Below are 25510 nucleotides of genomic sequence, written 5' to 3'. Positions count from 1 at the left end.
CGGGTCAGAGGGCTCTAGGCGCCGTTAACCGGCGGTGAAAGTCTGGAATCATGACAAATGTGGACCCCTTTGTGATTGTGGTCGGGTTTGACGGCTCGAAACAATCGCACGCCGCCCTGGAATGGGCCATTGAAGAGTGCCGGTTCCGTGATGCGGAACTGCGCGTAGTGACGGTCTGGAATAAAGCACCGATGTCTTGGTACCCGGCACTGCTGGAAACAGCGGCAGGGGAAATCGTGGCCGAGGAATCTCCGCAGCAGCAGGCTGAGGCGATCAGCGCGGCGGCCGCGCAGGCCGCGGACGCCGTAAACGTGGTGACGCGGACCGTCCAGAACGACTCCGCCGCGTCGGCGATACTGGCGGCGGCGCAGGAAGCCGATCTTGTGGTGATTGGCGCCCGCGGCCACGGTGGTTTCGCGGGCCTGCACATCGGTTCGGTCTCCTCCCAGGTGGCGAACCACTGCCCGTGCACGGTCCTGGTCGTTCGTCCGAAAGCCGCTGCACAGGCCCGTTGACCGGCGAGGAAAGGCCGCGCCGGGGGTGCCCCGCGCTGCTTGATGCTAGGGCATGACCTTGTAGAGGTCGACGACAGTCTCTTCGGGCGGCGAGGCGAAGCCGCCCTCAATGCCCGCCTGCATCCGGGGCATGAGGATCGTGTCCCTGAATTTCTCCCAGCTCTCCTTCGATTCATGGACTGCCATGATTGTCCAGCCGCCCGCGGACGAGCCGCCGGCGTGGAAGATCTGACCGTCCGGCAGGAGCCCCGCCCCGGGGTGGACGGCGGCAATCGACGCCTCGTACTGCTCCTTGGTGCCTCCCGGGAAAAAGTGCACGACTCCGTAGGGTGAGGTTTCCATAGCTACTCCTAGGCTGGTGGGTGGGACTCGATAAGGCCAGTCGTAGACTTCGCCACCAGGCATGTCAAGGGATCCTTCAAAGCATCGGACGTCTCGCGGTGTAGTCGAACCGTTTGAAGACGGCACTGCCTCCAGTGACCGATATTCCGATCACACGCCCGGTGAAACCTCCGGCGACCTCGCTGGACAAGTACCGGCCATCCAGCCGGGCAAGTGTGCTCGACTGTCCACCCTGCCGGAAGCCGAGGGAGACTTCATCGGGACCGGTGTTCTTTCCCGGTTGCCCGGCACCAGGCGCGTCGGTGCAGGAAATCTCCAGCTGCAGGGAACCCGCGGACGGATCCCATGCCGCGATTCCCATCTCATGATGCACTGGTCCGATCCGCGCCACCGCGCGTATATGGCGCTGACCGGCCTCGACGGCATACCAGTGGGAATCGTCCACTCTGAGCACGAGTCTCACCATCGCCTCCGCAGAGGCCCGGCAGCACATTGGCCGCCGGCTGCTGTTTGTTCATTTCCTCAACACTGAGGGACATCGCTTCCTTCTTTCCTGTCAGTGGACCGCGGTCTGTCCACAACAGTGCCTCGGATTCCCTGATGGAACGACATCCAATTCCAATGGATGAAACACTTCCGATGTCGTCCGCCGCACGGTGGACCTCCGGGGAGTGATTTGGGATGGTTCGACGCCGGATTTAAGGCGGTTTTGTGTCCGGCTGAGGCTGTCCGGTCCTGTGGCCTAAGCGTCGGCGGGGTTCCCGGATACGGTCATAAGTCCCTGTTTCAGGGTCTGTCCCCGCCGATAGGGTGGCGTGAGGCGCATGGCGGTCCGTAATGCGAGCCGGTGCGCCTCCAGCCAAGAAACCGGGGGGTACGTTGTCCAACGATCTAGCCATGGCCGGGTTTTCCGGCGACGCGGGCCGCGCAGCGCTGACGGAGCCGTCAGGAGGGAATGACGCCGTCGTCCCGTCCCGGGACCGGGTGATCCCGCCAGCATCGCAGGTGGCCACCTGTGTGGCCTACTGCCGTGACCAATGGCCGCCACTCTAGGGGCATTCTGCCGGCCCTGCGCCGGAGGCCGCGCGGCGCGGTTGGCTCCTGTTTACCTAGGATTTACGTACCCGACCTTGTGAGCGTTCCAAGGCTGCAGCGAGACTTTTAACACGGGCTGACGGTACCTGTTCAGCCAGAAAGACCAAACCAGCGGGCAGCAGCGAAGCTTTCCCATCCGCCCTGTGGCAACGATGTCCGGAAGGGGAGCCCGCCAATCGGGAGGATCATCATGGCAGGCACATTTGAACTATTTGTTGACGTCGATGCCTGCTTTAGGTTCCGGCTCAGAGGCCCGGACGGGGCAGTGCTCGCCGTCTCCACGGCCTTTGTGGACAAGCCCGCCGCCGTCGCCGGCATCACCGCCGTGCGGGAATACGCCGGCATGGGGCTGATCAGTGACTTGTGCCCGTCCGGGGCGCCCGACGTTCCGGCAGCACCGCGGCCCAGGCCGGCCTCCACCACGGTGCCGGGTGTGGACCGGCGGGTGCACGACAACGACCTCCGTATCCGGGCCAGAGCCCTCCGACGTCCGGCTCACGGGGGCGCGATCGGCGTCGTCTGACGCGGACGCCCGGAACAGCCGGGGGCCCCGGCGGACTGCGTGAGCGCAGGAGTCTGCCGCTACGGGGCCATTCCGGCGTGGACCGGAACAAACTCGATCTTGTTCGCGGGGCGCACTGTCCTCTTCGGTGCGCGCGAGTATCCCTTGGCGTCCAAGTGGTTCTGGGCGCGGTAGACGGCCAGGGCTTCGTCATAGATGCCGTTGAGCCGGCGCCCGGAGTAGGCCTGCTCGGAGCCGTCATTGAACGTGATGCTGATGAGCGCCGTTTCGGGGAAATGCCGGTTCATGCGGATGAAGCCCTCAGCGTCCTGCTTGAGATTGATCATGTGGTGCCCACTTTCGCGTTCGAGATGTTCCAGTCTCGCGTGTTCGCGCTGCCTAATCCAACCAGGTGCCGCCCATCGTCCCTTGAGGGCGCCTGTCCGTTGCAAGGGGGCGCACCCAGGCGGATACGTGCCTACTCGATGACATAGGCGTTCACAGCTTGCTCCAGCACGGGGCTGTAGAGGTCCCAGGAAGCAGCGGGTGCAGCAGCCACCACAACACTGCTTCCCCGGGATCCTGCAACGAGGCATGCTATTTCCCGGTACCTGTGCCCGCCAACACGTGTGACATACGTGTCCTCCACGCATGACCCGATGCCGCCCCGGAACGGCATTCCGGGACGGTACGAGACCCGGTCCGCGGAAGCGGCGTTCTCGCCTGTGAGATGGGCAAGGCGAAACTCGGGCCAGTTGGACTGTGACTCTTCGCCCTGTTGTGGCGTGGCGTTGAGATAGATCCTGAGCTCACCGCTAGGCCCGGTGACCGTCGCCGATACGCTGCCGGGGTCGCCCGGCGTCGGTGTTGCATCGGGTGGGATGGACAGGACTGCGGTTGTGTCCGGGAGTTCCAGGGACTGCCACCCTGCCGGTGCCGGTCCGGCGCGGAACCAGGCGAACGGCGTTGTGCCGGACGGAGATGCAGCCGGCATCCCGTTGCCAGGCGGGGAACTGCAACCGCTGGCGGCCATCACCGCCGTCGCCCCCAGCAGCCCGGCAAGGAACCGCATCCATGGGCGGCGGGGGCGAAGCGGATCCTTGGTGCTACCTATTGCCGTCACCGTCGTCCGGTCCTCCGTTGTTATCGGCATCATGGTCGTTCCCGCCGGGTGTCCGGGCGGGCGGCGGAACCATGGGCCGCGGGGCCGGGACCGCTGGCGGAACGACGCGTCGCGGCACGGTTGCGGGCGGCCGGACCGCCGGGGCCGGGAGTACTGGGGCTGGCGGCGGGACCACTGGCGGGGGGACCACCGGGGCCGGGGCGGCCGGTGCAACGGCCTGAGGTGGAGCGGGATCAACGCTTGCAGGGTCCCTGGGCAGTGGTGGTGCACTCCCCGTCGCAGGCACTGGCGTGACCGTGGCGGGAGCGGGGGCGGGTGCCGGCGATGCCGTGTGTCCGGCGAAGCAGGCGCCGAGCAACAGGGTCATGCCCAGCGCAGCGGCGGCATACGCCGGGCGGGAAAAGTTCATGGTGCACTCCTGGGGGAAGGCCGGCCGTGTTCAGCCGGGCTGTCCCTAGAACGGGCCCGACGGCCCGGGGGTTCAACGCGGCCCGGGTATTCAGGCAAAAACGGGACCGGGTGAACCGTAAGCGCTCCGGCGTCGTAGTACATGCCAGGAGGCCGAAATGTCCGATCAGGAGGCCGAGCTGCTGCGTTCGCTGCACGAGGCGTACGGCCCGGCGCTGTGGCGATTCGTCATGCGAATGACCAGCGACAGCACGCTGGCCGACGACGTCGTGCAGGAGACGCTGATCCGCGCCTGGCAACACCCGGCGATCCTGCAACGCCCGGAGGCGGCGGTGCGGGCGTGGCTCTACACGGTTGCCCGCAATCTAGTCATCGATGACCGGCGCAGCGCCCGCAGACGCCACGAAACCCGAACCGATCAACTTCCGGACGTTCCAGAAGCGGACAGGGTCGACAGGATCCTGGATGGATGGCTCGTGGCGGATGCCCTGGCCGGGCTGTCCGCCGAGCACCGGGCCGTCATCATCCACTCCTACTACCGACGCGAGACAACAGCCGAAATCGCGCAAAGCCTCCAACTGGCGGAGGGAACCGTGAAATCGCGGTTGCATTATGCCTTAAAGGCGTTGCGGCTGGCGCTGCAGGAGGGAGGCGTGACTCAATGAACCACAGTGGCACTGATGAGTACCGTAGCTGGGATGCCGCGTATGTGCTGGGATCCTTGGTGCCCTCGGAGCGTCATGAGTTCGAGGAACACCTGTCCGGTTGCGCCGGATGCCGGGCCGCCGTGGCCGAACTCGCCGGACTGCCCTCGCTTCTGGCCGCTCTGTCACCCGAAGAGGCACAAGCCCTCGGGCAGACCGACAGCGAAAAGCCGGCTCAGGGGTTCCTCCCCGCGCTGGCGAAAAGGACGCAGCAAGGGCGCCGGCGCGCGCGACTTGCCGTTGCCGGACTGGTGCTGGGCGCGGCTGCCGCGTCGGGGGTGGTCACCGTGGCGGTTACCACCCCGGCGCCGCCGGCAGTGCAAACGCAGGCGGCATCGGCAACAGCCCTCAACTTCACCCCCGTAGCCGAGAGCACGCTCGTTGCGAAGGGAACCCTCACGGGACAGCCGTGGGGAACGCGGATCGACTGGGAGTGCACGTACACGCCTTCCCCGGCGGACGTCGCCTCGCAGGCGGGACCCGTCGGTCCCCGCGCCCGGGAAGAGTATGGCTTGGTGGTTGTCGACGCCAGGGGCGTCATCACGCAGGTGGCCACCTGGACGGCAACGCCAGGGATGCCGGCCACGCCGACGGCTACCACCGCTGTCCGGGTCGCCGACATCCGCCGCGTCGAAATCCGCGCCGTCCCCAGCGGGCTGCCACTCCTCAGCGCGAGCTTGTGACTCCGGGGCAGGACGGGCCGGATGACGGAAAGGACTCCCGCACGCGGATGCAGGTGGCGGGAGGATCAGCCGGCGCGGGCGGGGCTGAATAGCGGAGACAATGGAGGCGTGACTTCCGCGACCCCGCCACTGGACCCGGCCCGCTCCACCGGCCTCTTTGACCTCGGCGTCATCGGGGCGGGCCTGACCTTTGCCGAATCGCTGGCGGATCTCGCCACGGCGCTCCACGGCGGGCGTGGAGGGGCCTCCGCCGTGGTGCAGGCCCCTCCAGGCACGGGCAAGACGACGCTGGTCCCGCCGCTGCTCGCCAACATCGCGGCCGACGGGAAAAGCGGCCGGGGCGGGCGTCCTAGGATTGTCGTCACCCAGCCGCGCCGCGTCGCCGTCCGTTCGGCCGCACGGCGCCTGGCCTCCCTCGACGGCACACGGCTCGGTGACCGTGTGGGCTACACCGTCCGCGGCGAACGCCAGACCGGTCCCGGAACGGTCATCGAGTTCGTCACCCCGGGCATTCTGCTGCGCCGCCTCCTCGCTGACGCCGGGCTTGAGGGCATCGATGCCGTGATCCTCGACGAGGTCCACGAACGCGGGCTGGAGACGGACCTCCTCGTCGGCATGCTCGCTGAAGTCCGCCAATTGCGCGGCGACCTCACGCTCGTCGCCATGTCGGCGACCCTTGACGCGCCCCGTTTCGCGGCACTGATCGGTGACGCGGAGACGGGAAACGACGACGGCGGTCCGGCCCCGGTGGTGGACTGCCCCTCCGCGTTGTTCCCTCTCGACGTCCAATGGGCCCCCGCGGCGGCGCCGCGGCTGGACGAACGGGGCGTGACCCGGGCTTTCCTGGACCACGTGGCCGACGCGGCAGCGGCGGGGCACGCCGCCGCGCTGGCTGCCGGACGGGACATTGATGCCTTGGTGTTCGTCCCGGGCGCGTGGGAGGTCTCCTACATTGCTGCCCGGCTGAGGGGCCGGGGCCGTACCGAGGTCCTGGAACTCCACGGCCAGGCCGCCCCGGCGGAGCAGGACCGGGCCGTCTCCGGCCGCGAGCCCGGCGGGACCGCCCGGATCATCGTTTCCACGGCACTCGCCGAGTCCTCTCTCACGGTCCCGGGCGTCCGGCTGGTCATCGACTCCGGGCTGTCGCGCGAGCCCCGGCGTGATTCCAGCCGCGGGATGTCCGGCCTCGTGACGGTGTCCTGCTCCCGGGCGTCCGCGGAACAGCGCGCCGGCCGTGCCGCACGTCAGGGACCGGGCACCGTGATCCGTTGTTACGACCAGAAAGCCTTTGGCGCCGCACCGTCCCACCAGACTCCGGAGATTGCGGCAGCAGACCTGACCGGTGCCGCCCTGCTCCTGGCATGTTGGGGAGCCCCGGGCGGCCTTGGACTGGCCCTGCCGGACGCGCCGCCCCGGGCGGCGATGGACGAGGCCGTTGAAGTACTGTGGGAACTCGGCGCCGTGACGCCGGACGGCCACGCAACCGAGCTGGGCAAGCTCCTGGCCCGGGTCCCCACGGACCCCCGGCTGGCCCGTGCCCTGCTGGACGGCGCCGCGACGGTGGGCCACCGTACCGCGGCCGAGGCCGTGGCCCTGGTCTCGGGGGACCAGCGCGCCCCGGGCGCAGACCTCACGCGGCTTGTGGCCGCGCTGCGGTCCGGAAGGGACCCCGGCTCCCGGCGCTGGGCGGAGGACGTCCGGCGGATGGAGGGGATCGCGCACCAGGAGGCATCCGGCGTCGGGCCTGCCGTGACGGTGGGCGCCGCGGAGGCGATCGGCTTCGTCGTCGCGCTGGCTTTCCCGGACCGTGTGGCGCGCCGCGTTCCGGGCGACGGGCCGGAGCGCTACCTGCTCACGTCCGGAACCCGGGCCGGGTTGCCGGCCGGCAGCCCACTGTCCGGGCATGAGTGGCTGGGCGTGGCCGAAGTATCGCGCGCACAGGGGCGGGATGCCGCCGGCACCGGCGCCGTCATCCGCTCTGCGGCGCCGCTGACGGCGGACACCGCGGAGGCCGCCGCCCGCCACCTCGTGAGCGAAACGGTGGAGGCGCGCTTTAGCCAGGGCAGGGTCTCGGCCCGCCGGGAACGCCGTCTGGGCGCGATCATGCTCTCATCCACGCCGATCCGGGCTTCTGCGGCGGAAGGCCGCGCGGCCGTGGCCCGTGCCCTGGCAAGCGAGGGGCTGGCGACCATCGGATGGTCGACGGCGGCAGAGGCGCTGCGCCGCCGTCTTGCCCTCCTCCACCGGGAGCTGGGCGGGCGCTGGCCGGACGTTTCCGAACCGGCGCTGCTGGCCCGGCTGGACGAGTGGCTGGCCCCGGAACTCCAGGCTTTGGCCGGCGGGGCATCCACCGGCGGGATCGACCTCGCCGGACCGCTGAGCAGGCTGCTGCCGTGGCCCGAGGCGGCCCGGCTGGGTGAACTGGTGCCGGAGTCCCTGGCGGTCCCCAGCGGATCCCGGATCCGGATCGACTACCCGGACGCGGGCGACACCACGGGCCGGCCTGTCGTCGCCGTCAAGCTGCAGGAGTGCTTTGGCTGGGCTGAGACGCCACGGCTGGCATACGGGCGCGTGCCGGTGCTGTTCCATTTGCTCTCCCCGGCCCGGCGGCCACTGGCCGTGACGGACGACCTCGCATCGTTCTGGAACGGACCCTACGCCCAGGTCCGGGCGGAAATGCGCGGCCGCTATCCCAAGCATCCCTGGCCCGAAGACCCGTGGACGGCGCCCGCGACAGCGCGGACCAAGCCCCGAAACTGACGCCTGGGCTGACACAGGAGCCGGGACCCGGCGGCGCGCCGCGGCCCCTCACCCCGCGGCCCCTGGCCCCGCCCGGCACTCGCGCGGCAGGGGGCAACAGGGGCATGATGAAGGAGGACGACGCCGGCGGACTGCCAGGCACGCGGGACGCCGCTCAAGTGGTCAATAAAGTGATCCCGGCAAGCGATGAAGAGTGATGGCCATGCATTTCGCGTTCGTCTCCATTCCCGCCCACGGACACGTGAACCCGACCCTGCCGCTGGTGGCGGAGCTTGTCCGCCGAGGGCACCGGGTCACGTACTTCACGTCGCCCGACTTCGAACAGCGGATCCGCAACGCCGGCGCGGACTTCCACGCTTCCGGCGGCAGCTGGCTGGCATCCTTTCCTGCACTGGGGCCCGGGCAGCGCGCGCAGGCACACCTGATGCTGCCCATCATGAACCGTGTGTTCGAGGACCTCCGGTCCAGCTTCCCCGCCCTGGTGGACCGCCTCAGGCAGGACCCGCCGGACGCCGTCTGCTTCGACGCGATGACGCTCAGCGGCAGCATGGCGGCAGAAAAGATCGGGGCCCCGGCCATTGCCCTCATGCCCACTTACGCCACGAACGAGCACTTCTCGCTGCGATCGCTGATGCCGGCGCCGCCCCCGGGAGGCGCCGATGAGATGGCGAAAGTGGCGATGGCCATGGGCCGGCTGGTGGCGGAGTTCGCGGCCGAGCAGGGCGTGCGGACGCCGCGGATGTTCGACGGTCCGCCAGCGCCGTTCAACATCGTGTTCCTGCCCCGCGAGTTCCAGCCCATGGGCGAGACCTTCGATGATCGATTCCGGTTTGTCGGACCCAGCATCGGCGACCGGGACAATGACGGCGACTGGGTCCGCGAGGGAACCGGTCCGTTGCTGTTCATTTCGCTGGGGACCACCCCGCTGAACCGCCGGCCCGACTTCTTCCGGATGTGCGTGGACGCCTTCGGCGGCACCGACTGGGACGTCGCCATGGCCATCGGGGAACAGACCAGCCCGGCCGAGCTCGGGACCGTTCCGCCCAACGTCCGGATCCGGCCGTTCTTCCCGCAAGTGCAGGTGCTCCGCGAGGCTGAGGTCTTCATCACCCACGCCGGCATGAATTCGACCATGGAGGCGCTGTACTTTGCCGTCCCCATGCTGGCCGTGCCGCAGCAACCGGAACAGGCAGCCACCGCCCGCCGGCTTGAAGAACTGGGTCTGGGCCGGCGACTGGCGGCGGAGGACGTCACGCGGGAGGCGCTCCGCGACGGGGTCGACGCGCTCCATGCCGATGCGCAGATCCGGCGGAACCTGGCCGCCATGAGCGAAATCGTCCGCAGCGCGGGAGGTGCCGCGGCCGCCGCCGACGCCATCGAAGCGCACGTGCGGCACGGAGCGGGCCGGTTCGGGACCGTCGGTTAGGGCAGCGGGAGCACGGGATTACCGCCGTGCACCGTGCCGTGCGTCTTGAGGAACCCAGCCACCGCAGCCGCCAGCGACGCCCCCGCCTCGTCGGCGCTGCGCTTCGCCCCGGCAACGGCAAACGAGTGATCGCCACCCTCGCACCACTGCACGGTGGCGGACGGGCCGAGCCTCGCTGCCACGGCCTCCAGCAGTTCCGGGGTGGCGAACGTGTCGCGCGTCCCCTGCAGGAAAAGCATAGGCAGAGTCAGCCCGTACAGGTGCTCGTCGCGGATTTTCTCCGGCTTCCCGGGCGGGTGCAGCGGATAGCCCAAATACACCAAACCCGCCGCGGGCATGCCTTCCGCCACCGCCATGGAGGCCATCCGGCCGCCGAACGACTTTCCGGCGGCCCACAGCGGCCTGTCGCCGGAGCGGGACGCGGCGGCGTCCATGGCCGCCCGCCAGGCCGCGATTGCCGTCGGCGGCCGGTCCGGGAACTTCTTGCCGGCCTCGCGGTAGGGGAAGTTGAACCGCAGGGTGGCGACGCCCAGTGGGTTCAAGGCACGGGTGAAGCCCACCAGGAAAGGGTGGTCCATTCCCGCCCCGGCACCGTGGGCAACAACGAGGGTTGCGAAAGCGCCGTCGGGGTCTGCGAAGACGCCCGAGACGGCGGCATCGCCGACGTCGATGGTAATCGGGGACTCTGGGGTGCTCATGCGTCCATCATGCCGGGTTCGCTCTTCAATTGCCCACGTCACGGGGGTACGTTGTCCCCATGGCCAGGGAAGAAGCCCACCTTACTGTCAGCGGTCCGCACGGCGACCGGGAGATGAGGGTGTCGAGCCCGGGCAGGGTGCTCTGGCCCGGGCCGGGACTCACCAAACTGGACCTGGCCCGCTACCTGGTCGACGTCGGGGATGCGTTCCTGGCGGCTAACGGCGGCCGGCCGGTGACGCTCCAACGGTTCAAGGACACGGTGGACGGCGAACAGTTCTTCTCCAAGAACCCGCCCAAAGGCGCCCCGGACTTTGTCCGTTCGGTCGACGTCGTCTATCCCAGCGGGCGTTCGCATCCCCAACTGGTCATCGACGAAGTCGCCGCCGCTGTATGGGCGGTGCAGATGAATACGGTCGTGTTCCACCCCTGGGCCTCCCGGGCGGACAATCCGGACAATCCGGACGAGCTCCGGATCGATCTCGACCCGCAGCCCGGTACCGGGTTCGCCGAGGCTGTGCCGGTCGCACAGGAGCTGCGGCGCGTGCTGGCCGAGGCCGGACTTGACGCGTTTATCAAGACCTCGGGAAGCCGGGGGATCCACGTCTTTGCCCCGATCGAACCCACCCGGGAGTTCCTGGACGTGCGCCATGCTGTTATCGGGGCAGCGCGCGAACTTGAGCGGCGCATGCCGGAGCAGGTCACCACCGCGTGGTGGAAGGAAGAACGCGGCGCCCGCATCTTCGTGGACTTCAACCAGGCCAACCGCGACCGCACCATGGCTGGAGCTTATAGTCCGCGGGCCCTCCCGCAGGCGACGGTGTCATGTCCGATCCGCTGGGAGGAGCTCGACGGCGTTGACCCGAAAACCCTCACCATCGCTACCGTGCCGGAACGGCTCAAGATTGCCGGTGATCCGTGGGCCGACATGCATTCGAGCGCGGGCGCCGTCGACCTCCTCCTGGAGTGGTGGGAGCGTGACCTCGCGGCAGGGCTGGGCGAACTGCCGTTCCCGCCGGACTTTCCGAAGATGCCCGGGGAGCCGCCACGGGTGCAGCCCAGCCGGGCGCGTACTAAGGGCTGACGTGGGGGCGGTTCTATGGATTGGTTTCTCTCAGCGCGACCGCGTTGACTCCGGAATCGGGGCCGCCGCCGCCGCCATCCCATCCGGTCCGGCCGCCGTAGCGAATTACCGGCATGAGCAAGTCGGAGAAGAAGAACCTGCGGTATTGCGACTACTACTGCTTCATGTCGCTGAAGGATTTCGCGGCATGGGTCGAGTCCGACGACGACCAGGACCCCGCCATGTCCTACTCCATGCCGCCTACCACGTGAGGTCCTGCGCCTTGATCTCGTAGTGACCGTCATGCTCGGTAAATGTGGCCCGGTACCCGCGCTTGACCCCGTTGACCACCATCTGGCAGTCCGTATGCGTGTTCACCTTGATGTCCGGGAAGTTCCTGCATTCCACCGCAGAGATCGTCACCCCGGGATCCTTGGGCTTGGCGCGGGCCTTGATCCTCTCCGCCAGGATCTTGCCGCTGGTCTGGGGATCGAAGATCACCACCGTCGGCGGGGGAGTAGCCGTGACTGTGGTCGTTGGTCCCGGTGCGGCCGCAGGGGCGGCGCAGCCTGCCAGTAGAAGCACCCCGCCCATGGATGCCGCACACGCCGTTCTGAGATGCTTCATCGCCGACCATTTCCATCCGACGCACGTACACAGGCACGTTCATGGAGCTACCCGAGACCCGGGCCGCCACAAAGCACACGATGCCTTGCCCTGCTTGGGGAATCCTTGGGCTGGCCGCCGGGAGAAGCGCCCGTCAGGCCACGGCGCTAACCGCGGGAGCGGACAGTCCGAAGAATGCCACGGATCGAAACGCCGACGGCGCACACCAGCGGAGCCAGCGCTACGAGCGCCACCACGGTGTTGGGCCGGAACATCATGCGGCCGGAGGGACCCTTGGCATAAACGCCCAGCGGGAGCACAAAACCCCCACCGCCTCCGCCACTGCCGCCGCTCCCGGGTTGGCCGTCTTCCGGGGCGCTGCCACCGCCGAAGCCGAACGACACCACTGCGACGGGGATGAGCTCTTCCCCGGCGACAGTCACGGCGGGGCCGTACGCCCTGGACACTCCCACATTCTTGAACGCGTCCACGAGGGACGAAAAAGACTCAGACATAGGACACACGATAGGCAACGACCGGTTGGAGCGCCAGAGCCGCGGCCCCGCCACCTGAGGCGGGACGCAATGCGGCGGGAAGTAATGGTTCCCTAACTCTGGTTCCGGGCCGTGGCTTGCCCTTAGATTGGAGCAGGCGGGGGCACTGCCCAACCGTGGACAACGAGGCACCGGAATCGAGGCACTGGACATGACAAAATCCACCACTGCGGCATCACGGCTGGCCGACGCACTGGCAATCGTCCTTGGCACCGACGGGATTCCCCTAAGGCTGCGGGCCTGGGACGGCACGGAGGCGGGCCCGGAGGACGCTCCGCTCGTTGTCTTCCGCTCCCGGCGGGCACTGCGCCGGATGCTCTGGTCACCCGGGCAGCTCGGACTCAGCCGCGCCTACGTGGCCGGCGAAATCGACGCACCCGGTGATATCTTCGCAGCCTTCGCGGCCCTCAGTTCGGCCGGGAAATTTGCCGAGCCAGGACCGTTCCGGCCGCCGACTCCCCGCGAAGTTTACGCGCTGCTCAGGACTGCCGTCCGGCTCGGCGCACTGGGACCGAACCCGGCGCCGCCCCCGGAGGAAGCCCGCGTGGGCCGGCACGGCCGGCGTCATTCCAAGGGCCGTGACGCCGCGGCCATCTCCCACCATTACGACGTCGGGAACGACTTCTACGCCCTCGTCCTGGGCCCGTCCATGGCCTACTCCTGTGCGGTCTGGGAATCGGAGGAGACCGGGCTCGACGCAGCCCAGGCCGCCAAACTCGACCTGGTCTGCCGCAAGTTGGGTCTCAAGCCCGGCATGCGAGTGCTGGATGTGGGGTGCGGCTGGGGCAGCTTCGCGCTGCACGCGGCGCAACGCTATGGAGTCGACGTCGTCGGGGTGACGCTCTCGGTCGAACAGGCAGCCCTGGCCCGCAAACGGGCGGCGGACGCCGGCCTGACTGACCGGGTGGACATCCGTGTCCAGGACTACCGCGACGTCGACGACGGTCCGTACGACGCGATCAGCTCCATCGGCATGTCGGAGCACGTAGGACGCGAGCAGATCGGGCACTACGCTTCCCGGCTGCAGGATCTGCTCCGTCCGGGAGGCAGACTGCTCAACCACGCGATCTCCTGGAACGCCGGAGCGACCGCGCCGGACCCCGACTCCTTCATTCCCCGCTATGTCTTCCCGGACGGCGAGATGCTCAGCCTCACCGACATGGTCGCGGCACTTGAAACCGCGGGCCTGGAAGTCCTGGACGTCGAGGCCCTGCGGCGGCACTACGCCCTGACGCTCCGGGCCTGGGTGCGGAACCTCGAGGAGCACTGGGATGAGGCAGTCCGTCTCGCAGGCGTGGGACGCGCGCGGGTGTGGCGGCTGTACATGGCCGCGAGTGCCCTCGGCTTCGAGGCGGGCATCACGGGCGTGAACCAGGTCCTGGTCCAGCGCCCGGGCGGCGAGGAACCGCCGTTGCGCCGCACGGCGTGGATCTGAGGCCACGTCGCGGCGAACTCACGAGGCGGCGCAGCGACGACGCCTGGCCACAGCCCGGCCACGGCCGGGACGCGGCGGCGTCCCGCTGGCTGACCCGCAGCCCATGCGAGGCTAGGCTGACATCATGAGCAATACCGAAGTGGCGCCCCAGGAAATTCTCTGCGCAACGGACGCGAACTGCGCCGGCGTCGAACTGCTGGTTCCGCGGCAGGTCCCGCTGGGCGGCCCGCGTGCCATGGACGTCCGGCGCACTCTTCCACAGCGCCAGCGGAGCCTCATCGGTGCCTGGTGCTTCCTGGACCACTACGGTCCGGACCGGGTAGGTGACTCCGGCGGCATGAAAGTCCCGCGCCACCCGCACACCGGGCTGCAGACCGTCAGCTGGTTGTTTACCGGGGAGATTGAACACCGGGACTCTGCCGGCTTCCACGCAGCCGTGCGGCCGGGTGAAGTGAACCTCATGACCGCCGGCCGCGGCATCAGCCACTCTGAATTTTCCACCCCGGCCACAACCGTCCTGCACGGCGCGCAGCTGTGGGTGGCGCTCCCGGACTCGGCCCGCCACATGGCCCCCACGTTCGAGCACTATCGCCCTGAACCCGTCAGCGGAACTGGCTGGACCCTTCGTGTCTTTTTGGGGGTGCTCGGCGGGTCTGTCTCGCCCGTCACCACTCACACGCCCCTCCTCGGTGCGGAGCTCGTCCTCGAAGCGGGTGCGGAACTGACCCTCGACACGGATGCCAGCTTTGAACACGGCCTGCTGCTGGACGCGGGCAGCCTCAGCTTGGACGGACACCCCGTCCCTAAAGACAACCTCGCATACCTGCCGGTCGGTCACGGGTCCCTGACGCTGACAGCGGGCAGCGACGGAGCCCGCGTCCTCCTGATCGGCGGGGCGCCGCTGGGCGAAAAGATTGTCATGTGGTGGAACTTCGTCGGGCGGAGCCACGAAGAGATTGTCGCCTACAGGGCCCAGTGGCAGGCCGAGATCGGTGCCGAGACCGCTGCGGAGGACAACGCTCAAACCGACACCGGAGACGGGGCCGGTAGGGACGGCGGCCCGGCCGGTGCCGGGTCCGCCGAGGGAGGCGCGGAGTTGCGGTTCGGTTCATTCCCGCCGGGAGAGCCGGCGCCGCTCCCGGCCCCGGCCCTGCCGAATGCCCGCATCCGGCCGCGAGGCTGACTCGTGCTCGCCGGCAAGACCAACAGCAGGCCCAACGAAGGAGACCATAGTGACCGCGATCATCGTGAGGAACAACGCCGAGCGCAGCCGCTTCGAAATACTCGACGCCGGCGCCGTGATCGGCCAGGCGGCGTATGTGGACGACGTCGGAGCGGATCAGCGCATTTTCTATCACACGGTGATCAGCGAAGAATACGGTGGCCGGGGACTGGCCGGGACGCTGGCCGCGCAGGCACTCGACGAGACCGTCGCCGCGGGCCTCCTGATCGTTCCGGTGTGTCCGTTCATCAAGAAGTACCTTGGAAAGCACCCCGGCTATTCGGCCAACGTGCTGGCCCCCACTCCGTCGCATCTGGAATTCCTGAGCGCCGCGCTCGCCCAGCGCGTCCGGCAGTGACCCCGGCGAACGTCACGGTGCCCGGCGCTCACGTATGCGCGAGGAACCGCTCCACCCGCCGGTCGGGGATGAGCCAGAGTGCGGCGACCGCCGCGTAGGTGGCGATCCCCAGGATCGGGTTCACAAAGGTCAGGGCCATCCCCGCGATGTACAGGGCCGGGGAACCCTTGCCCTTCCAGTCCCGCCCCATGGCCTCCTCCAGCGCGCCGCCCCGGCCCTGCTGACGGATCAGGGCCAGCTTCAGGATGTAGTACGCAATCGCCGCGAGCAGCAGGTTCAGCCCGTAAACCAGGACGGGCACCTGGGCCAGGCCCGCGTCATTGATCCAGCGCGTGGTGAAAGGGAAGAGGGACAGCCAGAACAGCAGGTGCAGGTTGGCCCAGAGAACTCCACCGTTGATCCTGCCGGCCAGATGCAGCATGTGGTGGTGGTTGTTCCAGTAGATTCCGACATACACGAAGCTCAGCACATAGCTAAGAAACGTAGGAAGCTCGTGGAGCAGGGCCGGCCACGTAGGTTCGGCGGGGACGTGCAGCTCCAGGACCATGATGGTGATCACGATGGCAAGCACGCCGTCGCTGAAGGCCTCCAGTCGGTTCTTGTTCACGGGGCCGCCTTCGATCGGGGCATCGTGGCCGATGCAGCGAGGGACTGCCGACGTCGTGACCTCTGTTTCGCAGGCACCGGGACCGCGCGTCCGCATTTCTGGCAGGAGTCTACCGGGAACCGGCCGGCGTCGGCCACGCTCCGCGACCAGGCCACCCAGCGCTGAGCCACGGCGCCTGCGGCGTGTCCCTAGCCCTCGGGTTCTTCCGCGAGTTCGGCTTCGAGCTCGGCCTCGGCCATTTCAAGGGCGAAGCCCAGCGCACTGGCGAGGTTGCCGGAGGCCGCCACAATGCGGGGCGTCCCGACGATGGGGGCGACGGCAATCAGGACGCCCTGGACGTCTTCCAGGGTGATGCCGACTTCCATAGCGGTACCGGCATTGAGCAGATACGAGGCAGCCGGAGCGTCGACTGCCGCGAGGGCCGCGATCCGGGCCAGCATCAACTCCCGTGGATCGAGTGTGGAGCGTTCGAGCGATACGGCGGTGATATCGGCGAGGGTGCTGAGGACGGGGGTTTCTTCTTCGGCCATGGTGATGCCTCCATCTGGTTGCAGTGGTTGAGTGCCGATTGGCGCGACCAGTGCGGGTCGCTGCGACTCGATATCAACCTAACGCGCGACATTGGGGGAGGACATCACCCGCAGGGCATGAGGCGGTCAGCAGCCCTCGGCACCGGAACAGATGCGGCTGCGCGTGCTCCGCGTGATCGTTCAGCAGCGCGTTGACGAGGGACCGAATCGGGGCCAGAATCGCATTAGCTTGAGCCAAGGCGCGTTTGCGCGCTCAGGAGGGACTTACCCCGGCAACCAGTGCCGGTGGCGGTTCCTGACGTTAAAGGGAGGTCGCCGATCATGGCCGAGACCAAAGTCAAGCACCGGAGCGTCGAGGAACGTGCTGCCAAGGGCAACGGATACCGAAAGGACACCCCGGTCTCCAGCCACACTGGCTGGGTTCCCGTGCCAGACCGTCCGGATCCGGTCGCGCTTCTCGAGGAACAGAACCTCACCCGCGAACAGGACCTCGTGCCGGTGCGACACGGCCGGATGCTGACCTCACCGTTCACGTTTTACCGGGGCGCGGCCAAGATCATGGCCGCCGACCTGAAGGACACGCCGCGGGCAGGCCTGATCACCCAGCTGTGCGGGGACGCCCACCTGTCCAACTTTGGCGTGTTCGCCTCGCCGGAGCGGACCCTGCTATTTGACCTCAACGACTTCGACGAGACCCTTCCGGGGCCGTTTGAGTACGACGTCAAGCGGATGTCCGCAAGTTTCACGATCGCGGCGCGGAACAACGCCTTCACCAAGGAACAAACCCGCGATGTGACTCTCACCGCCGTTCGGGCCTACCGCGAAGCGATGGCCCAGTTTGCGCAAATGGGTACTCTGGACATCTGGTACGCCCGTTTGTCCGAGGAACAGCTGCTGGAAACCATCCAGATGGCCGCGGCGACCCAAAAGGGTAAGGCCCTCAAGAAGGCCGCCCAAGGTATGGAAAAGACGGCTCGTGCGAACGTCGCAAAGGCACACACCCGGGATAGCCTGCAGGCACTCTCCAAGCTCGGCGAGCTCGTCGATGGGAGGTACCGGATCGTCAGTCAGCCACCGATCGTCATTCCCGCCCGGGAACTGGGCGGTTCATTCGATCTGTCGGCCGATGAGCTCCAGCAGGTGATCCGTGACCAGCTGCGGTCCTACCGGGCCTCGTTGCAGGACGACCGGCGACACCTGCTGGAGCGCTTTGAGATCATCGACGTCGCCCGCAAGGTGGTGGGCGTCGGCAGCGTTGGCACCCGGGCGTTCATAGCCTTGCTCCAAGGCCGCGACCAACAGGATCCGCTGTTCCTGCAGGTCAAAGAAGCCACACGATCAGTGCTCGAGGACCATTTGCCCAAGAGCAAGTTCAAGCAGCCCGGCGAGCGCGTGGTGCAGGGGCAGCGGATGATGCAGGCCGCGAGCGACATCTTCCTGGGATGGACCAAGGGCGCACAGGAAAACCGGTACCTGTACTGGCGCCAGCTGCGCGACATGAAGGGCTCAGCCGTCGTGGAGGGGATGAAGCCGCTCGGCATGACGCTCTATGCCAACGTGTGCGGCTGGACGCTGGCACGGGCACACGCCCGCTCAGGTGATCCGATCGCCATCGCCGCTTATCTGGGCAACAGCGACAAGTTCGACGTCTCAATCACCGACTTCTCCGAGCGTTACGCCGACCAGAACGACCAGGACTACCAGGCCTTCGCTGATGCTGTGCGTTCCGGCCGTTTGGAATCAATCGAGGGCCTCTGAGCCAACGGGAGAAATCGCGGGACGGCAAGTAAATGCTCCCCGGAAGGCGGCGCCGTGAGTGAACGACTCGCAGGACAACAGATGTCTCTCTGGGTCGCCACAGCCGGTGCCACCAGCTATCCGTCCCTGAACACGGATCTGGATGCCGACGTGGCGGTGGTCGGGGCAGGGATTGCCGGCCTGACCGCGGCGCTGGTCCTCAAACGGGCCGGGTACACCGTCGCCGTCCTCGAGGCCGCGCGCATCGGCACGGGAGTCACAGGGCACACCACCGGCAAGGTCACCTCACTGCACCGCCTGGCCTACACCGAGCTCACAGACCGGCACGGCCCGGATGTCGCGCGCGCCTATGGGCAGGCCAACCAGGCCGCGATCGAGTACATCGCGCGGGTCGTGGCGGAGGAAGGCATCGACTGCGATTTCCGCAGGGTGTCCAACTACACCTACGCGGAGTCCGACGACGCCCTCACCCGCGTCCGCGACGAAGCCGAACTGGCAGCCCGGCTGGGCCTTCCTTCGGTCTTCACCCCCGAGGTGCCGCTGCCGTTCGCTGTCCGGGGCGGGGTCCGGTTCGATCACCAGGCGCAGCTTCACGCGGTGAAGTACCTTCAAGGCCTCGCCCGCGCCGTCGAGGGAGGCGGGAGCCACGTCTTCGAGGACTCGCGCGTCACGTCGCTGCGCGATGGTGCGCCGGGCGTCGTCGAGACCGCGCGGGGCACAGTCCGGGCGCGGGAGGTCATCGTTGCCACCAACGTTCCGATCGGCGACGCCGGACTGTTTGCCGGTCGCTGCTACCTGCACCGGTCCTACGTCGTTGCCGCCGCGGCGGCGCCGGAGCGTCTGGATGGGACCTTCATCAGCGTCGACGAGCCGATGCGCTCTATCCTGGCGATCGACGTCGGCGGCGCGTCTTTCGTCCTTACCGGCGGCGAGGGGCACCGTGCCGCCGAGCCTGGCGACACCCCCACCCGGTACCGCCGCCTGGAAGCATTCTCCCGTGATCGCCTCGGCACCGGAGACGTCAGTTTTCGATGGTCCACGCAGGACTCCATGCCGGTCGACGGATTGCCCTACGTAGGGCGCATGTACCCGGCGGCCGGACACCTTCATGTGATCACGGGGCTGCGCAAATGGGGCCTGACCAACGGCACCGCCGGCGCACTGATCCTGGCAGACACACTCTCCCGCCGTCACAACCCCTGGGCGGCGGTGTTCGATAGCAACCGGAGGGCTCCGGCCAGTACCCCAAGGGGCGCCGGACCGGCTGGCGGGGCAGGAGTTCCGCCGGCGGGCCCCGCGAAACCGGAACCCAGGGAACAGGCCGGCGTCGCCGGTCTGCGCCCGGGCGAAGGCATCGTTGTCGACGTCGACGGCGCGGCGACTGCTGTCTATGCCGCCGAATCCGGAAAGCTCCACGCCGTCTCAGCCATCTGCACGCACCTGGGCTGCACCGTGGAGTTCAACGCGGAGGACACGACGTGGGACTGTCCTTGCCACGGCTCCCGGTTTGCGACCGACGGCACCGTCATCCAGGGGCCGGCGACCGAGAACCTCGCGGCGCGGCCTTCACCATCCCGTCCGGCTGGACCCGTTCCCGGCTGATTCTGCGGCTGTCCGGCCCGGCAGCCGTTCAGCGGCCGCGGCAGGGTTTGCGCGGGCAGTATCCGCGCGGCGGAGCCGTTCAAGCCCGACGACGTCCCTACCGAACGAATACACCAGCAGCCCGAGTGCCGCGCCCAGCGCCACGCTGCCCAGCCACGCAGGGACGCCGGGCAGCAGGGCGAACAGCAGCGCCGCGGGCTGGGTGGCCCCGATCACCTTGCGAAGGGTGCTGGACGGCAGCGGGATCTTCAGGGACGGCCGGAACCATCCTGCGGCAAGGAATACGTAGTACATCAGGCCGATGCCCAACGGCCACGGGCCAAACGATCCCGCCGCCGCGCACGACAACACCAGAACCAGCGTGGCGTCGGTATCCGAATCCAGCCGCGCGCCCTCGGCAGTCGCGGACCCTGTCAGGCGGGCCACCCGTCCGTCCGCGGCATCAAGCAGGAACGCTGCCGTTCCCAGCACGACGATCAGTCCGTGCGCCCCGGGTCCTCTGAACAGGTCCCATGCCGTCACCGCGGCACAGCAGGCCACGACGGCGGCCCGGCCGAGGGTGACCCGGTCCGCGGGGGTCGAAAACCGCGGCACGCGGCGCAGGACGGAGCCGGCGGCCCGTAGGATCACCGCGGCACCGGCCATCAGCGCCAGCCACCAGAAAGCAGGCTCAGTCGCGAGCACGGTGCCAAGCCAGATCCCCGCGGCCAGATAGGCTGCGACGGCAGCTCCGGCATCGGCCACGGCCCGGCGGGCGCTGGTGCCTGCTGACTCCCGCGCGTGGCGAGATGTTGTTCCCTCGCGCGTCGTGCCCTTGTGTGCCGCGTCGTGTTCACATGTTTTCAGCCTGAACCACCCCGCTCACATGCTAGCAATTGTGGGGGCGGCTCTCTGGCTGCCCCGCTCGGGCGGCATCCGGTGCCCGCGCCCGGCGCCGCTGTGTCGACCCCTGAACGTCCGGCTGCCTACTCCCGCGCTGCTCAGGCAGAGGACCGGGCAGGCCGCCGGGGCGTCCGGCGCCCGGCCCGGGCGAAGCCGACGGCAGCCAGGACGGCTCCGGCGCCTTCGGCCACCGCACTCACCGTCTTCTCAAAGAACCAGACGGGATCGTACATTGCCGGGAAGGGACCAAAGGCGGGAATGTCCACGTAGCGGTACAGGACCACGGCGATGAAGGCACTGAGCGAAACGACGAACGCGACGGCGTAGGCGGCCCGGCTGCCGCGCAGCAGCACGAACAGCCCGGCCAGCACGGCCGCGGCCGATTCGAGGAGGAAGAGGTTGCCCTGACCGATCCCCGCGGGGTTTCCCGCCTGGTAGCCCGGTGCCAGATGGATGTGGACACCGGCGTCGATGAACAGGGCGACGGCCGTGAGGATGCGCAGCGTCATGCCGGTTCGGTGCACGCCGACAGACTGCCCGGGATGGCTTTGGGCGCTCATTTGACGATCAACACCCCGTGCATGCCTGGATGGAAGGTGCAGTGATAGGGGTACGATCCGGGCTTCGTCGGCGCGGTGAACGTAGCCGTGCCGCCGCCGCCTTTGACCTCCGTATCGAACGCTGCGCCCTCGTCGGCCGTGACAGTGTGCGCAGCGGTATCCATATTGGTTACTGCGACCGTCGCGCCGGGCGCCACGGTGAGCGGGTCGCCGAAGGCGAAGTCTTTGATCGTGATGGTGCCCGCGGCGGTGGCCGCCGTCGGACTGGCCCCAGGGCTGGAGCCGGATGCCGGCGCCGAGGTCGGTGCCGGCATGCCACCTCCGCCCGCGCACCCGCCGGTTCCGATCAGGATCAGAACCACCCACAGTGACGACAGCTTCCGGCCAGCCTTCATGGCGCACCACCCCGAACGGATTATGGGAAATGAGCGAATCTACGTACTCACTCATTGTGCGCCTACCGGTTAGGAATGGAACCTGCCCTCATGGAACGTGCCCGGAGAGAAGCTGTCCAATCGCCGCCGGAACACTGGCGCCGCCGCCCGGGGCATGCTGCCCAGGGCCCGGCCGCCGGGATAGCGTAGGGACTGCATGCATTCCAACCGCCGCAGGAGGCACGATCGCGTGAAGCGTAAGAAGTCCGGGCCGGTATCGCTGACGGTGCTCATTGCCTTTGCCACGAACATACTTGTTGCGGCAGCGAAGACCGCGGCCGCGCTCATCTCGGGTTCAGCGTCCATGACCGCCGAGGCCGCCCACTCCTGGGCCGACACAGGCAACCAGGTCTTCCTCCTCATCGCGGAACGGAAGGCCGCGAGGACGAGGGACAAATCACACCCCATGGGCTACGGCCGCGAGGCCTACGTGTGGTCCATGATTGCCGCTTTCGGCCTGTTTACGGCCGGGGCCGTCGTGTCGGTGATGCACGGCATCCAGCAGCTCCTCACGCCGGAGCCGGCCGGCGACTACGCGATCGCCTATTTTGTCCTCGCGATCGCCTTTGTCTTCGAGGGCGTGTCCTTCACTCAGGCGTTCCGGCAGAGCCGGAAGGCGGCGCGCGAGCTGGACCGGAGCACCTTGGAACAGGTCCTGAAGAGTTCCGATCCCACCTTGCGTGCCGTCTTTGCCGAGGACTCGGCCGCGCTGGTTGGCCTCATCATCGCCTTCGCCGGGATGTTCCTGCATCAGGTTACCGGGTCCTCCGTGCCCGATGCCGTGGGGTCCATTCTGGTGGGGATCCTGCTGGCGGCAGTCGCCGTCGTGCTCATCGACCGCAACCGGCGCTTCCTCGTGGGCCAGGCAGTGACCAGCGATATTGAGGACAGCATGGCCCGGCGGCTCCTCGAACACCCTGAGATCGAGCGCATCACCTACCTGCACCTCGAGTTCGTTGGCCCGCGCAAGCTCTACGTTGTGGCGGCAGTGGACATGCAGGGGGACCAGCGGGAACACGATGTAGCCGTGGCCCTGCGCCGGGTTGAACGCGAACTCGAGGACCACGAAACAGTTGAGGAAGCGGTTCTGACACTCGCAACCGCGGACGAACCCTCGCTGGTTTTTCCTGCCGGTTAAGACCGGTTAAGGACAAGGCTGCGCTAGAAATCTTCCGCAGACGCTGCCGTACCGGCCGGTGGCTGCAGACGCGACCCCGAGCTCAGCAGCGCCTCAAGCACAGGCGACGGGCTGGGACTGGCCAGGAGGAAGCCTTGTCCCATGTCGCAGCCGAGCGAGCGCAGGAGACCGAGCTGCCCGGTGTCTTCGATTCCTTCGGCGATGACGGCCAGGTTCAGCTTCCGGGCCACTTCCAGGATGCCCTCAAGCATCGCCGCAGCCGGAGCGTCCCCGGGCAGCCTGGAGAGGAATGAACGGTCGATCTTGAGGATGTCCGCCGGCAGCACCGCCAGAGTGCTCAGCGACGAGAACCCGGTTCCAAAGTCGTCGATGGCGATGCGCACGCCGAAGCTCTTGAGCCGGTTGAGGGCGCCCACCCCGCCATCGGCGCTCGTGGCCAGGGCGGATTCGGTGACCTCGAGGATGACCTTGTCCGCCTGGGCCGCGGGCTGGGACAGGATCCGCTCGAGGGCCGCGAGATTCCTGTCGCTGGACAACTGAAGCGTGGAGAGGTTCACCGAGACCCAGATGTCTGCGGGAGTGCCCGGGGAGCGGCGCCAGCCGGCGACATGCCGGGTGGCTGTGTCGAGCACCCAGCAGCCGATGGGGCCGATCTCGCCGGTTTCCTCCGCCAGGGGGATAAAGTCCGCAGGGGACAACCGGCCGAGGGTCGGGTGTTCCCAGCGGACCAGGGCCTCCACACCGACAATCCCGCCGGTCCGGAGATCAACCACCGGCTGGTAGTCGAGGCGCAACTGCCCGGCCAGCACGGCCGTGGCGAGATCGGACCGGAGGGCGGCGCGGTACGTCATTTCGTCGTAGCCCCGGGCATCGAAGAGCTGGTAGCGGCCCTTGCCGCCATGCTTGGCCATGTACATGGCGAAGTCTGCCTGCCGCATCAGCTCGGCCGGATCCGCTGTTGCGGCGGTACGCTGCGCGGCTCCCATGCTGACCGTTACCTTGAGCCTGACCTCATCGATCGAGAACGGCTCCCGCAGCGCATCCTGGATCCGTCCGGCGACGTCGTCCGTGGCCGTGCCGGCGTCGTCCAGGACGACGATCGCGAATTCATCGCCGCCCAGCCGGGCGACGAGGTCATGACCGCGGACACAGCCGCGCAGCCGTTGGGCCAGCTGAATGAGCAGCGCGTCGCCGCCTTCGTGCCCGAGTGAGTCGTTGACATCTTTGAAGTCATCGACGTCGATGATCAACAGGCCCTCGTGCCGGCCCCCATGCCCGGTGCGTGCATTGTCGGTGTGAACGTTCCGGGCGTCCGCATTTTTGGAGTCCGCATTCTTCACGTCCGGGCTAAACGCGGCAGCGAGGCGTTCGGCGACGACCGCCCGGTTGGCCAGCCCCGTGAGGGGATCATGCGTGGCCCGGAAAGTCAGTTCCAGGTGGCTGTCGTGCACCGTGGCGGCCATGGAATTGAAGGCCTCGGCCAACTGGCCCAGCTCGTCATTGCGGACAACGCTGATCCTGTGGCTGTAGTCGCCGGCCTGCAGCTTCAGGACCCCCCGGTACAGCCCCTCGATGGGGCGCATCAGGTATTTGGTCATCCGGCGGCGGAAGTAGAACACGCCGACGGCGGCCAGTGCGAAGAGAGCCGTGCGGCCGGCCACCACCATCTGCTGGAGCTGGGCGCCGTAGGCGACGCCGTCGTCGAGCGCGTCCAGGGAGGCGCGACGGATGTCGGCCAGCAGCGCGCGCGCCGTGGCCCCGGAGGCGGCGAATGCCGGGACCTCAGCTACGTGGTTGCCGTGCAGGACGGCTACCTGGCTGCCCCAGAGACCGTGCGCCGACAGTCCCTCTTGCCACGAAGCGCGGGCCTCGCGGACTGTGGACCGCATGCCGTGTTCGTCCGGCAGCATCACCGAGGCCGCATCGAACCGGGCGGAGATGTCCTCTTGCTGCTGCAGGAAAGCCGAGGTTTCGACGGGCGCCGAGGACAACAGCTGCAGGCCGGCTTGTTCGTGGGCGTCAAGATCGGCCCGCAACTCGGCGATCGCTTCGGACTCGACGCGGTGCTGGGCGGCGGCCCGCTGGATCTGATCCGTGACAACATGCACACCCACCACGGTTGCCGCGGCCCCGGCGAGCAGGGCCAGCAACATCAGCATGAACGCCCGGGACCACTCGCGCTTCAGGCTCCCGGGGCGGGCAGGCCTACGGCGGCGCGTTCGACGGCCGGCGCCTCCCGTGGCGGGCTCGGCAGCGCCGCCGGAAGGCCCCGGCGTGGTGGCGGCGGCGCTCGACGGCGACGCAAGAGCCGGGTCCGCCAACTTGCTGTTGGAGTAACTCATGGGGGTCAGCCTCCGGCCACGTGCCGGCACTCGCCGCATCGTCAATCAGGAGCGTAGCCGAACGCGCCCCGAATGGTCATGTCCGGCAGCTTCCTGACACTAATGTGAAGCGTGTGACAGAAGTGCAGTCGGAGGGGACCGCCACGGTCATCCGCAGTCCTGCGG

27 protein-coding genes are annotated in these 25510 nt (G+C 68.1%); 14 read left to right on the top strand and 13 right to left on the bottom strand.

Translation table 11 applies throughout. The features are described from left to right. Positions 1 to 50: 50 nt before the first annotated feature. Entirely contained in the window at positions 51 to 515 is a 465-nt protein-coding gene (locus BLR03_RS00470) for a universal stress protein (RefSeq protein ID WP_091248079.1), read from the top strand. A gap of 45 nt (positions 516 to 560) precedes the next feature. Here BLR03_RS00470 and BLR03_RS00465 read toward each other — a convergent pair whose 3' ends face one another. Further along, a complete protein-coding gene (locus tag BLR03_RS00465; RefSeq protein WP_091248077.1) occupies positions 561 to 857 on the bottom strand; it encodes a hypothetical protein in 297 nt (98 codons plus the stop codon). 76 nt (positions 858 to 933) lie between these two features. After that, complete coding sequence (locus BLR03_RS00460; protein ID WP_139184447.1) at positions 934 to 1302, bottom strand: beta-xylosidase family glycoside hydrolase; 369 nt, start codon at positions 1300 to 1302, stop codon at positions 934 to 936. A gap of 840 nt (positions 1303 to 2142) precedes the next feature. Between BLR03_RS00460 and BLR03_RS00455 the strand changes: the two genes are divergently transcribed. Continuing rightward, a complete protein-coding gene (locus BLR03_RS00455) occupies positions 2143 to 2475 on the top strand; it encodes a YegP family protein (protein ID WP_091248071.1) in 333 nt (110 codons plus the stop codon). 59 nt (positions 2476 to 2534) lie between these two features. Here the strand turns inward: BLR03_RS00455 and BLR03_RS00450 are convergent, their stop codons facing one another. Then, the gene (locus BLR03_RS00450; protein ID WP_091248069.1) at positions 2535 to 2801 is read right to left on the bottom strand and encodes a hypothetical protein; all 267 of its coding nucleotides are present in this window, start codon (positions 2799 to 2801) and stop codon (positions 2535 to 2537) included. A gap of 131 nt (positions 2802 to 2932) precedes the next feature. Then, positions 2933 to 3610 carry a hypothetical protein gene (locus tag BLR03_RS00445; RefSeq protein ID WP_139184446.1) on the bottom strand — a complete coding sequence of 226 codons (678 nt, stop codon included), beginning with the start codon at positions 3608 to 3610 and terminating at the stop codon, positions 2933 to 2935. A gap of 533 nt (positions 3611 to 4143) precedes the next feature. Here BLR03_RS00445 and BLR03_RS00435 point away from each other — a divergent pair. The 4 genes from BLR03_RS00435 to BLR03_RS00420 all read left to right on the top strand — a co-directional run bounded on the left by BLR03_RS00435 (position 4144) and on the right by BLR03_RS00420 (position 9558). Further along, complete coding sequence (locus BLR03_RS00435) at positions 4144 to 4650, top strand: sigma-70 family RNA polymerase sigma factor (RefSeq protein ID WP_091248065.1); 507 nt, start codon at positions 4144 to 4146, stop codon at positions 4648 to 4650. Continuing rightward, positions 4647 to 5372, top strand: a complete 726-nt coding sequence (locus BLR03_RS00430; RefSeq protein WP_091248059.1) for an anti-sigma factor family protein — start codon at positions 4647 to 4649, stop codon at positions 5370 to 5372. Before BLR03_RS00435 ends, BLR03_RS00430 begins: the two co-directional genes overlap by 4 nt. A gap of 108 nt (positions 5373 to 5480) precedes the next feature. Next, positions 5481 to 8132: an ATP-dependent helicase HrpB gene (gene hrpB / locus BLR03_RS00425; protein WP_091248057.1), complete on the top strand. Its 2652-nt coding sequence runs from the start codon at positions 5481 to 5483 to the stop codon at positions 8130 to 8132. 202 nt (positions 8133 to 8334) lie between these two features. Beyond that, positions 8335 to 9558: a macrolide family glycosyltransferase gene (locus tag BLR03_RS00420; protein ID WP_217639724.1), complete on the top strand. Its 1224-nt coding sequence runs from the start codon at positions 8335 to 8337 to the stop codon at positions 9556 to 9558. Here BLR03_RS00420 and BLR03_RS00415 read toward each other — a convergent pair. Beyond that, positions 9555 to 10256: an alpha/beta hydrolase family protein gene (locus BLR03_RS00415; RefSeq protein WP_091248051.1), complete on the bottom strand. Its 702-nt coding sequence runs from the start codon at positions 10254 to 10256 to the stop codon at positions 9555 to 9557. The genes BLR03_RS00420 and BLR03_RS00415 overlap by 4 nt on opposite strands. 59 nt (positions 10257 to 10315) lie before the next feature. Between BLR03_RS00415 and ligD the strand changes: the two genes are divergently transcribed. Both ligD and BLR03_RS24275 read left to right on the top strand, forming a co-directional pair. Then, on the top strand, positions 10316 to 11338 hold the full coding sequence (ligD, locus tag BLR03_RS00410; protein WP_091248050.1) for a non-homologous end-joining DNA ligase: 1023 nt from the start codon (positions 10316 to 10318) through the stop codon (positions 11336 to 11338). Between the two features lie 113 nt (positions 11339 to 11451). Beyond that, positions 11452 to 11589, top strand: a complete 138-nt coding sequence (locus tag BLR03_RS24275; RefSeq protein WP_175460352.1) for a hypothetical protein — start codon at positions 11452 to 11454, stop codon at positions 11587 to 11589. Here BLR03_RS24275 and BLR03_RS00405 read toward each other — a convergent pair. Together BLR03_RS00405 and BLR03_RS00400 are read right to left on the bottom strand one after the other, a co-directional pair. After that, entirely contained in the window at positions 11579 to 11944 is a 366-nt protein-coding gene (locus tag BLR03_RS00405; RefSeq protein ID WP_139184444.1) for a hypothetical protein, read from the bottom strand. The two genes, BLR03_RS24275 and BLR03_RS00405, sit on opposite strands and share 11 nt — an antisense overlap. Positions 11945 to 12090: 146 nt before the next feature. Further along, a complete protein-coding gene (locus tag BLR03_RS00400; RefSeq protein ID WP_091248046.1) occupies positions 12091 to 12438 on the bottom strand; it encodes a hypothetical protein in 348 nt (115 codons plus the stop codon). 190 nt (positions 12439 to 12628) lie between these two features. On the opposite strand from BLR03_RS00400, the gene BLR03_RS00395 reads away from it, so the two are divergent. The 3 genes from BLR03_RS00395 (at position 12629) to BLR03_RS00385 (ending at position 15492) form a co-directional block, all read left to right on the top strand. Next, positions 12629 to 13912: an SAM-dependent methyltransferase gene (locus BLR03_RS00395; protein WP_091248043.1), complete on the top strand. Its 1284-nt coding sequence runs from the start codon at positions 12629 to 12631 to the stop codon at positions 13910 to 13912. 124 nt (positions 13913 to 14036) lie between these two features. Next, positions 14037 to 15095: a pirin family protein gene (locus tag BLR03_RS00390; protein ID WP_091248041.1), complete on the top strand. Its 1059-nt coding sequence runs from the start codon at positions 14037 to 14039 to the stop codon at positions 15093 to 15095. A gap of 49 nt (positions 15096 to 15144) precedes the next feature. Next, positions 15145 to 15492 carry a GNAT family N-acetyltransferase gene (locus tag BLR03_RS00385; RefSeq protein ID WP_091248039.1) on the top strand — a complete coding sequence of 116 codons (348 nt, stop codon included), beginning with the start codon at positions 15145 to 15147 and terminating at the stop codon, positions 15490 to 15492. Positions 15493 to 15520: 28 nt separating this feature from the next. On the opposite strand, the gene BLR03_RS00380 is transcribed toward BLR03_RS00385, so the two are convergent. Together BLR03_RS00380 and BLR03_RS00375 are read right to left on the bottom strand one after the other, a co-directional pair. After that, positions 15521 to 16099 carry a TMEM175 family protein gene (locus BLR03_RS00380; RefSeq protein ID WP_091248036.1) on the bottom strand — a complete coding sequence of 193 codons (579 nt, stop codon included), beginning with the start codon at positions 16097 to 16099 and terminating at the stop codon, positions 15521 to 15523. 188 nt (positions 16100 to 16287) lie between these two features. Continuing rightward, positions 16288 to 16629 carry a carboxymuconolactone decarboxylase family protein gene (locus tag BLR03_RS00375; RefSeq protein ID WP_091248033.1) on the bottom strand — a complete coding sequence of 114 codons (342 nt, stop codon included), beginning with the start codon at positions 16627 to 16629 and terminating at the stop codon, positions 16288 to 16290. A gap of 321 nt (positions 16630 to 16950) precedes the next feature. Here BLR03_RS00375 and BLR03_RS00370 point away from each other — a divergent pair, with 321 nt between their 5' ends. Then, positions 16951 to 18387 carry a DUF2252 domain-containing protein gene (locus tag BLR03_RS00370; protein WP_091248031.1) on the top strand — a complete coding sequence of 479 codons (1437 nt, stop codon included), beginning with the start codon at positions 16951 to 16953 and terminating at the stop codon, positions 18385 to 18387. 54 nt (positions 18388 to 18441) lie between these two features. Continuing rightward, positions 18442 to 19989 carry an FAD-dependent oxidoreductase gene (locus BLR03_RS00365; protein WP_254788083.1) on the top strand — a complete coding sequence of 516 codons (1548 nt, stop codon included), beginning with the start codon at positions 18442 to 18444 and terminating at the stop codon, positions 19987 to 19989. Here BLR03_RS00365 and BLR03_RS00360 read toward each other — a convergent pair. The 3 genes from BLR03_RS00360 to BLR03_RS00350 all read right to left on the bottom strand — a co-directional run bounded on the left by BLR03_RS00360 (position 19954) and on the right by BLR03_RS00350 (position 21745). Next, positions 19954 to 20733, bottom strand: a complete 780-nt coding sequence (locus BLR03_RS00360) for a CDP-alcohol phosphatidyltransferase family protein (RefSeq protein WP_175460351.1) — start codon at positions 20731 to 20733, stop codon at positions 19954 to 19956. The genes BLR03_RS00365 and BLR03_RS00360 overlap by 36 nt on opposite strands. A gap of 236 nt (positions 20734 to 20969) precedes the next feature. Beyond that, on the bottom strand, positions 20970 to 21395 hold the full coding sequence (locus tag BLR03_RS00355; RefSeq protein WP_254788082.1) for a hypothetical protein: 426 nt from the start codon (positions 21393 to 21395) through the stop codon (positions 20970 to 20972). A gap of 32 nt (positions 21396 to 21427) precedes the next feature. Continuing rightward, positions 21428 to 21745, bottom strand: coding sequence for a cupredoxin domain-containing protein (locus BLR03_RS00350; RefSeq protein WP_175460350.1), 318 nt, complete (start codon positions 21743 to 21745; stop codon positions 21428 to 21430). Positions 21746 to 22055: 310 nt separating this feature from the next. On the opposite strand from BLR03_RS00350, the gene BLR03_RS00345 reads away from it, so the two are divergent. After that, on the top strand, positions 22056 to 23003 hold the full coding sequence (locus BLR03_RS00345; RefSeq protein WP_254788081.1) for a cation diffusion facilitator family transporter: 948 nt from the start codon (positions 22056 to 22058) through the stop codon (positions 23001 to 23003). Between the two features lie 23 nt (positions 23004 to 23026). Here BLR03_RS00345 and BLR03_RS00340 read toward each other — a convergent pair whose 3' ends face one another. Next, positions 23027 to 25345, bottom strand: coding sequence for a putative bifunctional diguanylate cyclase/phosphodiesterase (locus BLR03_RS00340; RefSeq protein WP_254788080.1), 2319 nt, complete (start codon positions 25343 to 25345; stop codon positions 23027 to 23029). Positions 25346 to 25510 lie beyond the last annotated feature (165 nt).

Origin of the sequence: Arthrobacter sp. ok909 (assembly GCF_900104405.1) — a bacterium.
GTDB lineage: Bacteria > Actinomycetota > Actinomycetes > Actinomycetales > Micrococcaceae > Arthrobacter > Arthrobacter humicola.
Note: the sequence above shows the minus strand (reverse complement) of the source record. Positions and strands in the feature narration are given on the sequence as shown.